The sequence below is a fragment of the Pauljensenia sp. C0254C2 genome, from assembly GCF_056583835.1.
Map to the genome: position 1 here is coordinate 23538 of NZ_JBWPJO010000013.1, position 12992 is coordinate 36529.

The following is a 12992-nucleotide window of genomic DNA, read 5'->3' on the forward strand; positions in this document are numbered from 1 at the left end:
GTGGCAAGGTAGTTCGATCGGTTGTTGGCTATGTGAGGGTGATGGTTCCTTTCGTGCCGTCGACGGTTACGATTTGCCCATCGGTGAGTGTGCTGGTGGCGTTTTGGGTACCCATCACAGCGGGGATGGCGTATTCGCGAGCGACGATAGCGGCATGGGATAACTGTCCGCCAGTATCTGCAACCACCGCACAAGCCAGACTAAACAGTGGTGTCCAGGTGGGGTCAGTGTACTGGCAAATCAGTACGTCGCCGGGCTGAAGCCGGTAGAAATCCGCTGTTGAGGTAATGATTCGGGCTGGCCCCGATGCTCGCCCAGGCGATCCGGGAGTGCCAGTGAGCGTGGCTTCACCTTCGAGCCTGGTAGGAGCTGCGTTTCCCCACCATCTTGCGGCAGCTTCGGGTCGGTGTCGGTGCCGCAGCGCTATGAGTTTTTGCACGTGTTCGATCGTTAGCTCCTGATTTAGGGCGGCGGTGACCTCTGCGAAGGTCAGTAGCTTGATGTCTGAAGCTTGGTTAAGGTAGCCGTTCTTGTACATGCGATTGGCGAGTATGTCCATGAGCACTCGGGCTTGAACGTAGGCTTCCTCGATCATGTAAAGGGAAGCTTCGCGGGCGATGTGCCCGGCTCGCCAACGTTGCACCATGAGTTTAAACTTGCTGCGGGTGAACCGTGGTAGGCGTTTGGTAATCGATGCGATGAGATCGTCATGACTGGGCGGGTTATGCTCAGGGACGCTCTGGCGTCGAATCGCGGCCAGCGTGTGGCTGAGTTGCTCGAGGTTTTCGCGCCAGGAACGTTGCGAGAATGGCAGGTACATCTTAGAGGTGTTCGCTCCGTAGGAATCTAAGAACTGCGTGATCTCGGCACAAGTGGACTCTGATTCAGGTGACAAGGCGGCTAGTCGTTGTAGTTCGCGGTTGATTACAGTGGTCGTATAGTCGAGTTGACCGAGAAGATCGTACGGGGTCAGGTCTGCGCGTCGGGCAAGTTTCAGCATGGCTTTGAGCCGGATGGAAAGCAGCATCGCTGGGCCGAGGTAGTCAAGGAATCTAGTGCGCGCAATATCATCCACCAGAGCCAAAGTTCGGTCGAGGGCATCGATAATCGTGGTGTGGGGTGCATCATCCGCCGGAATACCGATAGCTGTGAGCCGCTTGCGAAACTCTTGTTCCACCGTAGGCCAGTCATCGGGGTCGGGTGAGGGGTAATTCAATAGCCGTAGCAGTTTTGGGCTGAAGCGCACCTGGGGGTAGGCGACGGTGATGGTGCCGTCGTCACTCATCTCGATCAGTTCAGTGATCGGGGTGGAGTACACCCCAATCTGGGCCATGCCGAATTGCAGCTGGCGGTGCACCCTGGTAATGGCAAGCAGGTCGAGAGGGTATGGGCCGGGATAATGCTCAACTAGGTCTTGGTGAAATATCCGCGCCAGCCGGGAGGGCTTACGACCCGGTTTCTCCGCAGTACTACTGGTGTCAGTCTTGGCTGGGATGGTGGTGATTGGTCTGGCTTGCAGCAGCCACAGCTGGTCGTCGTATGCCCACTCGACATCCATCGGCATAGCGAAATACTCATGCACCTCTCGACCCACGGCTGCGAGTTCACGTACTTGGTCATCGGTGAGGCAGCGTTTGCCTACCTCATTGGGGGTTTCGGTGCGTATCGTCTGGCTGCCGCTGCGGTCGAGGCGGGATTGTTTCGCCCCTACCTGCACGCTGATGTGGTTGCCGCTGACGCGGTAGTCATCCGGTGTGACCGCACCAGCAACCACGCTTTCACCTAAACCCCACGATGCGTTGATCACCGTTTCCTCCGCACCACTGATGGGATCAACAGTGAAAAGCACCCCGGCAGTGGTAGCGTCAATGAGGCGTTGGACGATGACCGCTATCGCTACCTCGGTGTGGTCGATGTTGTGGCGTTGGCGGTAGTTGACTGCCCGATTAGTCCACAGTGACGCCCAGCACGAGCGCACAGCCGCACAGACCGCATCTACCCCCACGACGCCGAGGAAAGTGTCTTGCTGGCCAGCAAACGACGCCTCCGGCAGGTCTTCAGCAGTAGCCGATGAACGCACCGCCACCGCCACATCCCCACCCCACGCAGCAAGATATTCCCGGATCGGAGCCACGACCTGTTCAGGAAGAGCCTGGGCTTCAACCGCATCCCGCACCGCGCCAGCGCCCCCACGTGCCAGTAAATCGGCAAGATCGAGATTAGCTACCGCCTGCCGGTAGACCTCAGCCGAGATAACGAACCCATCGGGCACCGGGAACCCCGCTTCAACCAGACGCCCCAGCCCCACGGCCTTGCCACCACCGGTGGCCAAAGTGGCCTCACGCAGCGAAATGATCATGATGAACTCCTTGCTACTACCAGCCCACCCGCAGTGAGCAGGAGGGCAAGAATGACCATGCATAGTGATGCTGTTCCCAACGAAAACCTGGTGCACACCCCGAAGGCGGGTACGAGAACAGCTGCCCCAGCGTGTCGACCTAACTGCACCCATGACGATGTTGTTGCCACCTGATCTGGTGGAGCCACCGCCTGGGTGGCAGACAAGATCATCGGCAAACTCCCCGCGCAACCCCCACAGATCAGCGCCACCCCCAGACTCAACGCCACCACCGAGTTAGCACCAAGAACCCCCACCCCACTTGCGGCCACCGCGAAAGACACAATCAAACCCCACCGAGACTGTGAGAACATCCCACCAGTCAGGCTACCCACCGCCGCCGCGAGAAAACACGGCACCAACCACAATCCCATACCGGCCGAGTCGATGCCATGAAGACGATCCAACTCCCACGGCAGATACGTCACCGCCACCGCGATCAGCCCACCAGCAATAGCCGATAACACAAAAAACCTGGTTAACACACCAGCTGACACTCTCGGCACCACCGCCGATAGCCGCCAACGGTGGCTACCGTGAGCGGCAGGAGTACTGCGAGGTGTGCGGGGAATAAGAACCAGGGCTAATGCCACACCACACACCGCCACCGGGACCACAGCGAGCAGGCCGAAACGCCAGCCTGGCCCAGCAGCAAAATAGCTTCCAAGAAGTGGACCAGCTACTTGAGCAACTACCTGAACCAAGCCGAGCACACCAAAGACCCTGCCCCGCTCACCCTCGGGCATCCCACCTACCACCAACAGCGCAGCCGGCACCACCACACCAGCACCCATGCCTTGCAAGAGGCGACCCAGCAGAAAAACCAGCATCGACGAAGCTAGGCCGGCAAACACAGTCCCGACGACGTAAATAGCGAGACCACAGGCATAACTTCTACGGGCACCCCACCGGTCAGCCAAGGGAGCACCCACCACTAAAAAGACCAAAGAGAAAACGAAATACGTGCCATTAACCCAGGAATAGAACCCAGGCGCAGCAAAATCACTCACAATCCGTGGCGTCATCACCGCCACCATCGCGTGCATCAACCCAGAACACGCCATCCCCACCGCAGCAGGAATCAACGCGGCATGAGGGCACGCGCGCAGCACCATCACCGACGAATCCCGGTAAGCAATAGATCCAATTGCGCATCAAAAACCTCGCCCAAGCCAGGCGATTCAGGCTCCAACGCCCACAGCGCAACCGAAGAAAAATAACACGCCGCAAGCCCGTGTGTAATCTGCTGCACAGGCACATCACGCCACTGCCCAGAAGCCACACCACGCTGCGCGCACTCAGCGAAAAACTCAAACAGTCGCCCCCGCTCAGCACTAGCAGCAACCTTACCCACCGAACGCAACCGCGCCAACACCATCATGCGAGCAATAACCTCGTTATCACCAAACCACTCGGCAGCTGCCGCAAAGCTGGCACGCACCTGCTCATCAGCAGGCAACGACGGGTCATCTGCGCCCAGCATCATCTCGAGCACATGCTCACTCAGAAACGAAAACACGCCTTCCTTCGTCGGGAAATGCGTGAAAAACGTTCCCTTGCCAATATCGGCCGCTTCGGTGATCTGATCGACAGTAGTGGCATCAAAACCCTGCGACTCAAACAACTCAACAGCAACCTCAACAATCCGCTGCCGCGTCGCGACCCGCCTGCGCTGAACCCGTGGACGATCAACCATAAAAATAGAGTAACACTAAACATGACCACAGTCATATTAGGTGGCAGTGCGGGCCCGGCACCCACACCGCACCCCAGTGCACCCGCCGCAGCCGTTGTGCAACCAAGAAGCACCTGCTGCACCCAAAACCAGCTTTTTATCAAAATGAACGTCTAAACATCATGTTTTCAAGGTAATCAGCCTCATCCCCGAGTTCTTCTCTTGGGATTATATGGTCAGCCTGAAGATCCAATCGAGTACCGCAGTCCTGGCATCGACCTGTCTGACTGTTGTGCCACTCGTAAACCGCTTTCATTGTCTGACGGGGCGGGTAATGAGCCTGGAATGTCTTCTTGGACGCTATGGAGGTTCCGACCTGGGACGGATTCAAGGGGAGCAAACAAGCAATTTTTGGAGCAAAAAGGCAAAACAAAACCTGCTGGCGCGAAATTGTATCAACACCAGCAGGCAGTTAGTGGAGATGGGGGGAATCGAACCCCCGTCCGACAGCCGCCCCCGAGGTCTTCTCCGGGTGCAGTTTGCCAAAAGATTTTCGACCCGCCTCTACTGACAAACCAGATGAGGCAAGCTTAGTCAGCTAAGTGTTGACGACCGCCCACTGACAAGGCGCCCATCCAGTGGCTCCCGAAACGACGCCAGGATCCGGGCTGGGAGCATCACCCGGGCTGACGGACTAAAGGCTCTCAAGCCGCAATATCAGGCGGCGAGAACGTAGTCGGTGCGATTCTGTTCGGCACCTATTGGTTTGCACGCATCGTTGACGAGATGAGCATGCGTCCTCGACCCGCTTCCCCTCGATTGACGACCACCGTCGAAACCGATCATCCCCTATGTAATTCACAAACCCGTCGCTGTGCCACTTTCGCAGCGTCACCAGCGCCGGACATCAAAGTATAGCGAGCAGTCGGTACACTTTCAATATCCAGTTGAAACCAGCAAGGCCGGCCACCCTCGTCAGTGACGAGCCTGCTTCACGTAGCGCCGCATCGCACGCTCCGCCTCACGCTTATCCTGAGCCTCGCGCAACGCCTGACGCTTGTCCCACTCCTGCTTGCCCTGGGCAAGCGCAATCTCAACCTTGACGCGCCCGCGCACAAAATACAGTTCCAACGGCACAATCGTCATACCTTTGGCCTGGCTGCGCTGTTCCAGACGTGCAATCTCATCACGATGCAGCAGGAGCTTGCGCTTACGGGTCGGCGTGTGATTGTTCCAGGAACCCTGCGAATACATGGGAATATTCGCCTGATAGAGCCACGCTTCCCCATCGCGCGCTTCCACCCACGCATCAACCAGCGACGCGCGTCCCATCCGCAGCGCCTTGACCTCGGTCCCGGACAGGACAAGACCGGCCTCAAACGACTCATCTATCGAATAGTCATGCAGCGCCTTCTTGTTGCGTGCAATCATCTTCTTCGCGTCAGAATCTTCCTTGCGCTTCTGCGCCTCGCTCAGTTTCGGTTTCTTCCAGTCCTTCGGCATGTCCCCTCCTCCCAGGATTGACGAGGGTACCCTCCAGCACCGCTCACTCAGCAGCCACCCATTCTACAGGAAATCGGTCGGATCAACGTCCACACCGTCCTGCATCAACGACAGGTGCAGGTGACATCCGGTCGCATACCCCGTCGCACCGGTATATCCCACAACGGTCGAACGGTCCACGTGAGCACCCACCGGCACAGCGAAACTCGACAGGTGCACGTGCGCAGAAACCCACGAATGACCGTTAATCATGCCGTGGTTGATGTACAGCACGTTGCCGCCGGCCGTCTCCTGCTGAGCAGCCACCACCGTCCCCGGAGCAATCGGATACTGGGGAGAACCACACGGAGCAGCAAAGTCAGTTCCGTTGTGATACCTGTCCACACCCAGAATCGGGTGGTGACGCCACCCAAAGGGAGAAGTGATCTGCAGCGGAATATGCAGCGGAGAGGTGAACATGGATCCAGCAGGCGCGAAGTTGCCTGACGTGGCTGCCTGCTGAGCTGCTGCGGCGCGGTTAGCGGCATCGATCTCAGCAAGTTTGGCACTCATCGCGTCAAATTCTTCCTGCCACTTGGTCAACTGGCTCTGAGCCGTCTTCTTCTGGCTCTCCCATTCTTTCTTCTTCTGATCGCGATCCGACTTCATCGCCGTCAATTCGCTCAGATGTTTATCGGCTTCTTCCTTGGAGGTGCGCGCCTGCTCGGATGCCTGGCGTGCTGTCTGTTCAAGGTTTGCGATCCGCTCCGTGACAGCTTCCTGACGCTGCGCCTGGTTTTCCTGGCGAGCCTTCAACGCCAGAGCCTCATTGAGCGCACGGGTGTGCGAACGCGTCAACGTGTCAGCCGCAGCTGCACGATCCCCGATTTCTCCCGTCCCCTGCGAGGTCAGAGCCAGCAGTTCTGGGCTGGACATGTCGCCGCGATACATTTCACGGGCGAGGGCACCGATCGCCTGGTTGGCTTCGTCTTGCTGCTTTTCAGCTTCATCAATTTCCCGAGCGATACGGCTCTGCTCAGCTTCAGCACTGTCGAGCTGGTCAAGCGCCAACTGGTGCTGGCGGTCAGCCGCCTCGAACGCCTGCTGCGCTGACTTCAACTGAGCTTCAGCCCCCGGGATCTGACCGTTGAGACGTTCCAGATCCACATACACCTGCGCCAGTGACGAATCAATTCCCTCAAGCTGACTGGTCAGCTCATCAATATGCTGAGCCGAGTCCGCCTGCTTGCGAGCCACCGAGTCGCGATCATCATCACCGTCAGCTGCGGGCATCAGCACTGCAGGTGATGGCGCGGCCTGCGCTGGGGCTGCCAACGCGTCGCCATCAGCGCGGCCGGCGATGCCTAGAGCACTGATAAACGCAACCGTTGTTCCCACAGCGAGGGCGGCACGGCGGCGGCGCCCTCGAACCTGACGAACCTGACTCATCGCACCCTCGCTTTAAACCTTCGTATACTTTGCCAGCGAGAACGCCGACGCGACTACCGCCAGCAGCAGCGCTGCCACAACCAGCACCGGAGTCATAATCCACACTTCGCGCATGCCGACAAAGCTTGTCCACTTGAACGCCGGAGCGATCCACCCGCCGATCACGAACTTCACACCCAGGAAGAGCGACCCAACAGCGAGCAGCGCGCCAGTCAGAGCGGCCAGAGCACCCTCGATCATGAAGGGAGCCTGAATGAACAGCGAGGACGCACCGACAAGTCGCATAATCGACGTCTCACGTTCCCTGCTCATCGCGGACAGGCGGATCGTCGTTGTGATCAGCAAGATGGCCGCCACAATCATGACGCCGGCCAGCCCCAGTGACATCAGCTTGGCTTTGTCGATCACGGAGAAGAGCGGCTCCACAATTTCGCGCTGATCCTTGACCTGCGCCACGCCGGGAGTGCCGGAGAATTCTTCCTTGATGATCGAATACTGCTGAGGGTCAACCAGGCGCACGCGGAACGAAATCGGCATCATGTCCACCGTGGTCCACTGCGTAATCGGGTTCTCCCCCATGATTTTCTGGAAGTTCTCGAACGCTTCTTCCTTCGATTCTTCGTACACGTCCTTGATCAGTGGGGCCAGCTCACCGGACGTCAGCTTGGTACGCACCGCGTCAATCTGGTCGCCGGTGGCTTCCTCGGCGTTACACGAGGGGATCTCATCGCCCTGTGCGCACATGTAGATCGACACTTCGATCTTGTCGTACCAGTCGGACTTCATGCGGTTGACCTGCATCTGCGCCAGGCCGGCCACGCCGACGAACAGCAGTGACACGAAGGTGACGATGATGACGGCCACCGACATCGCGCGATTACGGGTCAGGCCTTTGCCGACCTCGGAAAAGATAAAGCGTAGTTTCATCCCTCGATCACCTTGCTGCTCCGTAGACACCACGGGACTGATCGCGCACCACTGTGCCGTCCTGAAGCTCGATGACGCGTTTACGCATCTGGTTGACGATGTCGGCGTCGTGCGTGGCCATCACAACAGTGGTGCCGTTGCGGTTAATGCGGTCAAGCAGGCGCATGATGCCCAGCGACGTATCCGGGTCAAGGTTGCCGGTCGGCTCGTCAGCCAGCAACAGGGACGGCCGATTCACCATTGCGCGCGCGATCGCCACGCGCTGTTCCTCACCGCCGGACAGTTCGTGAGGCAGGCGTTTTTCCTTACCGGACAGTCCCACCAGTTCCAGCACGTCCGGTACAGCCGTCTGGATCGCGTGCTTGGGTTTTCCGATGACCTGCATGGCCAGGGCGACGTTCTCATACACGGTCTTGGATTCGAGCAGCCGGAAGTCCTGGAAGACCGTTCCAATCTGGCGGCGCAGTTTCGGCACGGCCCAGCGTGTCAGTTCACCAACATCGTGCCCCAAAACCCACACATGCCCCGAAGTGGCGATATTTTCTCGCATCACCAGCTGCAGGAACGTCGATTTGCCGGAACCTGATTTGCCCACCAGGAAGACAAATTCTTCGCGCTCAACCTCAAGGGACACATCGTCGAGGGCGGGGCGCGCACCCGGCTTGTACACCATGGTGACGTGGTCAAATCGAATCATGAACAGAACGCCGTTTTCATCAGACAACAGATCATTGTCAGACTATGGGCATTCGCCCTCATGGCCGGCGTGCGACACGCGGACGCGCGCATTCTGCGCGCGTCACCACCTCGCATCAGGCCGATTCAGCTTCGTTCTGCTGGTTCTTGCGCCAGCGGATCCCTGCGTTAATGAAATCGTCAATACCGCCGTCGAACACGTCCTGCGGGTTCCCTGATTCGAACTCGGTGCGCAGATCCTTGACCATCTGATAGGGCTGCAGGACATAGGAGCGCATCTGGTCACCCCACGAGGCTTTCACGTCGCCAGCCAGTTCCTTCTTCTTGGCCTGCTCTTCCTCGTGACGCAACACCAGCAGACGTGACTGCAACACACGCAGGGCTGCCGCGCGGTTCTGGATCTGAGACTTCTCATCCTGCATCGACACAACAATGCCGGTCGGCACGTGGGTCATACGGACAGCCGAATCCGTCGTGTTCACGGACTGGCCACCAGGCCCCGACGAGCGGAAGACGTCAACTTTCAGATCCGACTCAGGAATATCAATGTGGTCCGTTGACTCAATCAGCGGGATCACCTCGACGGCGGCAAAAGATGTCTGGCGTCGGCCCTGATTGTCGAACGGGCTGATGCGCACGAGACGGTGCGTACCGGCCTCCACTGACAAGGTGCCATACGCGTAGGGTGCCTGCACCTCGAAGGTAGCGGACTTAATTCCGGCTTCTTCCGCGTACGAGGTATCCATCACTTTAGTGGGATAGCCGTGGCGCTCCGCCCAGCGCAGGTACATCCGCATGAGGATTTCGGCAAAGTCGGCGGCATCCACACCGCCGGCACCTGAACGAATGGTGACCACGGCGTTGCGCTCGTCGTATTCACCATCCAGCAATGTGCGGATTTCCAACGATGACAGGTCATCACGGATTGCCTGCAGATCATTTTCCGCTTCATCCAGCAGATCGCCCGACTCATCGGAATCTTCACCTGCCAGCTCCACCATCGCTTCGAGGTCGTCAATACGCTCTTCCATGGTGGTGAGGCGTTCGAGTTCATTTTGCGCATGCGACAGTGCAGTGGTCACTTCCTGCGCATGTTCCACGTCATCCCACAGGTCAGGTGCGGCCGCCTGCCTGGACAAGTCAGCAATCGTGGATCGCAGCTTATCCGGCTGGGAGACAGCCAGAATATTCTCCATAGTGGTGCGCAGTGCTGGTATTTCTTCAGAAAACTCGATGGTCACCCTCCCACTGTAAACGATCGAGGGCAGCGATCAGGACTCCCCTGCTGTTATACATCTGACCCACCGCCAATAAGCGGCCGACCGTGCGATGCCTCAACGTTTCATGTCACACTAACGTTTATTTGACCACTTCTTTACTTTGCGGCGCGTGGCAGGAGGCCGCTCGATTTTTCAATGGCGACTGGAAAACCGCATGTTGGCGCGCGACTCCCTCGTTCATCGCATAAGAAAACCCCTACCCACACGCACGGCACCTCAGGGGTAAAAGACGTCCTTATTGTGCACCCTCGGCACCGATATGGGAATACCTTGAAGTAAAAATAACCAAATAATGGAAAGGTAGTCGGCAAAGTCTTCCGCGTCTGCCACAATTTTTCCATGACCGATTTAGATCTTTCTCGCTTAAGCGATTCCCTGCAGTCACAGTTCCACGCGCTCCAGGAGCGCAACCCGTCAGAACCGGAGTTCCTGCAAGCCGTCTACGAAGTGTTCCTGTCACTGGGACGCCTCGAAGGCAGCCGTCCTGACGATGACCGTTACTCCATCATCACGCGCCTGTGCGAACCTGAACGCCAGATCATGTTCCGCGTTCCGTGGGTAGATGATGACAACAACGTGCGCGTCAATCGCGGCTACCGCGTTGAGTTCAACTCGGCGCTTGGCCCCTACAAGGGTGGCCTGCGTTTCCACCCCTCCGTCAACCTGTCGATCATCAAGTTCCTCGGCTTCGAACAGATCTTCAAGAACTCCCTGACCGGCCTGGGAATCGGCGGCGGCAAGGGCGGTTCCGACTTCGACCCCAAGGGCAAGTCAGACGGCGAGATCATGCGTTTCTGCCAGTCCTTCATGACTGAGCTGTACCGCCACATCGGTGAAAACACCGACGTCCCCGCGGGCGACATCGGTGTGGGCGGGCGCGAAATCGGCTACCTGTTCGGACAGTACAAGCGCATCACGAACCGTTACGACGCGGGTGTGCTGACCGGCAAGGGCATCACCTGGGGAGGCTCCGAGGTGCGCACCGAGGCAACGGGTTACGGCCTGGTGTACTTCACCGACGAGATGCTCAAGGCGCAGGGCGAATCCCTCGACTCCAAGTGCGTGACTGTGTCCGGTTCCGGAAACGTCGCACTGTACGCCATCCAGAAGGCACAACAGCTCGGCGCTCACGTGGTAACCGCTTCCGATTCGTCCGGTTACGTGCTGGACGAGGACGGCATCGACTTCGAACTGCTCCAACAGATCAAAGAGGTCGAGCGCGGCCGCATCAAGGAGTACGCCGATCGGCGTCCTTCCGCAAAGTTCGTTGAAGGTGCAAAGCCGTGGGAGGTTGCCTGTGATGTGGCACTTCCGTGCGCGACGCAAAATGAACTGGACGAGGCGAACGCACGCCAGCTCATTGACAACGGTGTGCATCTTGTTGCTGAGGGTGCGAACATGCCGACCACTCCGGAGGCGACCGACCTGTTCCACGATAACCGTGTCCTGTTTGCTCCTGGAAAGGCATCGAACGCTGGTGGCGTGGCGACCTCAGCTCTGGAGATGGAGCAGAACGCTGCTCGTCATCCATGGACCTTTGAGCATGCCGACAACCGTCTCCACGAGATCATGGCGACCATTCATGACAACTGCTTGAGTGCTGCCAATGAGTACGGCGCGGAAGCTGACTACCAGACTGGCGCGAACCTGGCTGGCTACCTGAAGGTGGCTGACGCCATGCTGGCGATGGGTGTCATCTGATTGACTCATCACGAGTAATCTGACAGGCGCCGCAGCGGATCTCACACTGCTGCGGCGCCTGTATGTTCAGACCGTGCGCGCCGATGAGGACTGCGTCATGGCGGGCGCGGCAACGCCTTGCAGGACGGGCGGCAGCAACGGCAATGTGGCATGTGTGCGCACGGTGACCTGAATGACGTTTTCTCCGACCCTCAGGTCCGTTATGCCCACGCCCTGCCCCACTGCGCACGTGGTCGTTGACAGGCGCTCCAGGGTTCTGAAGGCTTCCTGCCTCGCCCCGCTTTCAGATGGTACTGCGAATTCGGCGCCACCTTCACCGTAGTAGTTCTCCGCAGACAGTACTGCTGCGCCTGCTGCAGAGATTCGATCAGCGCAGCTCAGGAGCGCACGTTGTTGAAGGTGAACGGACGTGATGATCACGCCGACTGCTACGGCCAGCAACGCCACTGTGACCAGCCCGATGAGCAAGACAGTGATCCGGCCGTCCTCGCTGTGCGGCTGATGCGCGGCGCTCCTGTATCGAGTCTTATTCAATGCGCACCCCCTCGATGACTGCCTGCGTCGTCGAGGAGACGGGGAAAACTCCGCGAGCGCCGATCCACGATGGGATCAAGGGCAGCGGAACAGTTGTGGAGACCGTGACCGTCAGAAGGGCGCCGCTGGTGGAACATGACGGGTCGCAGCGCGTCGTGACTGATTCTGGAGCGGGCAGCCCAAAATCTGCGAAGATGACGTGCGCCTGCTGTGATGCAAATTCAGTGCGCTGCGGATCCGCCGACAGAAGCCGTGCGGCTTCACGGGAGGATGATTCACTTGCGAACGCCGCCGCCTGCACTGATGCAAGGGTGACAACGATGTACAGCGCGGGGATGACCAGCACGACCATCATCATGATGAATTCGACGATGGCGTTCCCGTCTTCACGTATGTCTCGCGCGGCCCTGGTGTCCCTCACGGTTCGGTTCCTTCTGCCTGGGCGGTCGGCTCACCGTCTTCCACCAGTGAGCGTCCGTGCACGGTGAGCCAGTTGGGTGGGCCCCACGTGAGGAACACAGGCATCGTTGTACGTACTGTCACGACGAGGGCGTCCTGCCCCTGCCACTGGTGGTGGGATGTCGAAATGTCACGGGGACGTCCCTGCCCCAAAGAATCATCGAGTAGGTCGCCGGTTCGCTGGATGGCATCTGCGTCGACCGCGCCGACCAGGGCTCCTCGGCGTGCTCCCTCACTGGCGGCAGAGATCGCCAGGTTACGAGTGTGCAGGGCGAACGCGGTTTGCAGGATGATCAGGAAGACGATGACGACCAGTGCCTGCATCATGGCGTGTGCAACCACCTCTGAGCCTTCTTCGCTCCAATGCGTCCGCTCCTGCGTTGTCATGGTG

At 58.8% G+C, this 12992-nt stretch carries 12 protein-coding genes, 1 other RNA gene and 1 pseudogene; 1 reads left to right on the forward strand and 13 read right to left on the reverse strand.

The window, feature by feature from the left end; translation table 11 throughout:
• Window positions 1-28: 28 nt before the first annotated feature.
• The 10 genes and pseudogenes from AC1DA5_RS08975 to prfB all read right to left on the reverse strand — a co-directional run bounded on the left by AC1DA5_RS08975 (window position 29) and on the right by prfB (window position 9868).
• Window positions 29-2359, reverse strand: a complete 2331-nt coding sequence (locus tag AC1DA5_RS08975; protein ID WP_480289959.1) for a PEP/pyruvate-binding domain-containing protein — start codon at window positions 2357-2359, stop codon at window positions 29-31.
• Window positions 2356-3513 carry an MFS transporter gene (locus AC1DA5_RS08980; RefSeq protein ID WP_257590423.1) on the reverse strand — a complete coding sequence of 386 codons (1158 nt, stop codon included), beginning with the start codon at window positions 3511-3513 and terminating at the stop codon, window positions 2356-2358. Before AC1DA5_RS08980 ends, AC1DA5_RS08975 begins: the two co-directional genes overlap by 4 nt.
• Entirely contained in the window at window positions 3513-3917 is a 405-nt protein-coding gene (locus AC1DA5_RS08985; protein WP_480289978.1) for a hypothetical protein, read from the reverse strand. The genes AC1DA5_RS08980 and AC1DA5_RS08985 overlap by 1 nt, the downstream gene beginning before the upstream one ends.
• A gap of 54 nt (window positions 3918-3971) precedes the next feature.
• Window positions 3972-4094 (reverse strand): annotated as a pseudogene (locus tag AC1DA5_RS08990) (TetR family transcriptional regulator); the annotation flags it as partial.
• A 452-nt stretch (window positions 4095-4546) separates the two neighbouring features.
• Window positions 4547-4923, reverse strand: a transfer-messenger RNA (tmRNA) gene (gene ssrA / locus AC1DA5_RS08995).
• Window positions 4924-5048: 125 nt separating this feature from the next.
• The gene (smpB, locus tag AC1DA5_RS09000) at window positions 5049-5576 is read right to left on the reverse strand and encodes an SsrA-binding protein SmpB (protein WP_058236136.1); all 528 of its coding nucleotides are present in this window, start codon (window positions 5574-5576) and stop codon (window positions 5049-5051) included.
• A gap of 63 nt (window positions 5577-5639) precedes the next feature.
• Window positions 5640-7004 (reverse strand): peptidoglycan DD-metalloendopeptidase family protein, encoded by a 1365-nt coding sequence (locus tag AC1DA5_RS09005; RefSeq protein ID WP_058236137.1) that lies wholly within the window; start codon window positions 7002-7004, stop codon window positions 5640-5642.
• A 12-nt stretch (window positions 7005-7016) separates the two neighbouring features.
• Complete coding sequence (gene ftsX, locus AC1DA5_RS09010) at window positions 7017-7931, reverse strand: permease-like cell division protein FtsX (RefSeq protein WP_058236138.1); 915 nt, start codon at window positions 7929-7931, stop codon at window positions 7017-7019.
• Between the two features lie 7 nt (window positions 7932-7938).
• Window positions 7939-8628 carry a cell division ATP-binding protein FtsE gene (gene ftsE, locus AC1DA5_RS09015; RefSeq protein WP_058236236.1) on the reverse strand — a complete coding sequence of 230 codons (690 nt, stop codon included), beginning with the start codon at window positions 8626-8628 and terminating at the stop codon, window positions 7939-7941.
• Between the two features lie 115 nt (window positions 8629-8743).
• Window positions 8744-9868, reverse strand: a complete 1125-nt coding sequence (gene prfB / locus AC1DA5_RS09020) for a peptide chain release factor 2 (protein ID WP_058236139.1) — start codon at window positions 9866-9868, stop codon at window positions 8744-8746.
• A gap of 378 nt (window positions 9869-10246) precedes the next feature.
• On the opposite strand from prfB, the gene gdhA reads away from it, so the two are divergent.
• Complete coding sequence (gene gdhA / locus AC1DA5_RS09025) at window positions 10247-11608, forward strand: NADP-specific glutamate dehydrogenase (protein WP_058236140.1); 1362 nt, start codon at window positions 10247-10249, stop codon at window positions 11606-11608.
• Window positions 11609-11674: 66 nt separating this feature from the next.
• Here gdhA and AC1DA5_RS09030 read toward each other — a convergent pair whose 3' ends face one another.
• Genes AC1DA5_RS09030 through AC1DA5_RS09040 form a run of 3 tightly spaced genes read right to left on the reverse strand, consistent with a single transcriptional unit; the run spans window position 11675 to window position 12988 of the window.
• Window positions 11675-12142 carry a hypothetical protein gene (locus AC1DA5_RS09030; RefSeq protein WP_480289960.1) on the reverse strand — a complete coding sequence of 156 codons (468 nt, stop codon included), beginning with the start codon at window positions 12140-12142 and terminating at the stop codon, window positions 11675-11677.
• Window positions 12135-12563 carry a 1-hydroxy-2-methyl-2-(E)-butenyl 4-diphosphate synthase gene (locus AC1DA5_RS09035; protein WP_480289961.1) on the reverse strand — a complete coding sequence of 143 codons (429 nt, stop codon included), beginning with the start codon at window positions 12561-12563 and terminating at the stop codon, window positions 12135-12137. The genes AC1DA5_RS09030 and AC1DA5_RS09035 overlap by 8 nt, the downstream gene beginning before the upstream one ends.
• Window positions 12560-12988 carry a TadE family protein gene (locus AC1DA5_RS09040; RefSeq protein WP_480289962.1) on the reverse strand — a complete coding sequence of 143 codons (429 nt, stop codon included), beginning with the start codon at window positions 12986-12988 and terminating at the stop codon, window positions 12560-12562. Before AC1DA5_RS09040 ends, AC1DA5_RS09035 begins: the two co-directional genes overlap by 4 nt.
• Window positions 12989-12992: the final 4 nt, after the last annotated feature.

Coding starts and splice junctions, on each gene's coding strand:
- AC1DA5_RS09005 (WP_058236137.1), bottom strand. CDS start 7,004: ATGAGTCAGGTTCGTCAGGTTCGAGGGCGCCGCCGCCGTGCCGCCCTC.
- AC1DA5_RS08980 (WP_257590423.1), bottom strand. CDS start 3,513: ATGGTGCTGCGCGCGTGCCCTCATGCCGCGTTGATTCCTGCTGCGGTG.
- ftsX (WP_058236138.1), bottom strand. CDS start 7,931: ATGAAACTACGCTTTATCTTTTCCGAGGTCGGCAAAGGCCTGACCCGT.
- AC1DA5_RS09040 (WP_480289962.1), bottom strand. CDS start 12,988: ATGACAACGCAGGAGCGGACGCATTGGAGCGAAGAAGGCTCAGAGGTG.
- gdhA (WP_058236140.1), top strand. CDS start 10,247: ATGACCGATTTAGATCTTTCTCGCTTAAGCGATTCCCTGCAGTCACAG.
- AC1DA5_RS08975 (WP_480289959.1), bottom strand. CDS start 2,359: ATGATCATTTCGCTGCGTGAGGCCACTTTGGCCACCGGTGGTGGCAAG.
- ftsE (WP_058236236.1), bottom strand. CDS start 8,628: ATGATTCGATTTGACCACGTCACCATGGTGTACAAGCCGGGTGCGCGC.
- smpB (WP_058236136.1), bottom strand. CDS start 5,576: ATGCCGAAGGACTGGAAGAAACCGAAACTGAGCGAGGCGCAGAAGCGC.